At 61.4% G+C, this 536-nt stretch carries 1 pseudogene; it reads left to right on the forward strand.

Going from position 1 to position 536, the window contains the following annotated elements:
- Positions 1-49 precede the first annotated feature (49 nt).
- A pseudogene (locus tag QCE79_RS39500) lies at positions 50-536 on the forward strand (host specificity protein); the annotation flags it as partial.

Genomic DNA, 536 nt, shown 5'->3' on the forward strand with positions numbered 1-536 from the left:
ACGCGCAGGCCATTGGTTGCTCCATACATCGCGCCTAGAGACCGATACGGTGACATTCGGCGTCGGGCTCGATGGGGCGCTTGCACTTCCCGGACAGGTGATAGAGATTGCCGATCCGTTGCGCTCGCAGCGTTCGGCCGGTGGGCGTGTCAAAGCGGTGAGCGAGACAGGCCATGTGATCCTGGACCGCGAGGTGCAAGCGCTTTGCGGGGACTATCTGACGTTGATGCTGCCGGATGCGCAGATTCAGCGCGTGGAAATTGAGAGTGCGCACGGCGCGGAGGTTACGCCTTGCAGGACACTTTTGCAGACGCCGGTTTGTGGTGCCGCGTGGACGATTCAGCCGGCAGCCGAGGTACGGCAGTTGTATCGCGTGGTCAGCGTTTCTGAATCGCATGACGGAACGTCTTTCACGATCACGGCGACGCGGCATGCGCCAGAAAAGTTCGCGCTCGTCGACAATGCGGCGGCGACTGACAAGACCGATCAAGCTTATGTGCCGATTGCCGCGCCAAGCGCCCTACGCCTTGAAGCAC

The sequence above is a fragment of the Caballeronia sp. LZ003 genome, assembly GCF_031451465.1.
GTDB lineage: Bacteria > Pseudomonadota > Gammaproteobacteria > Burkholderiales > Burkholderiaceae > Caballeronia.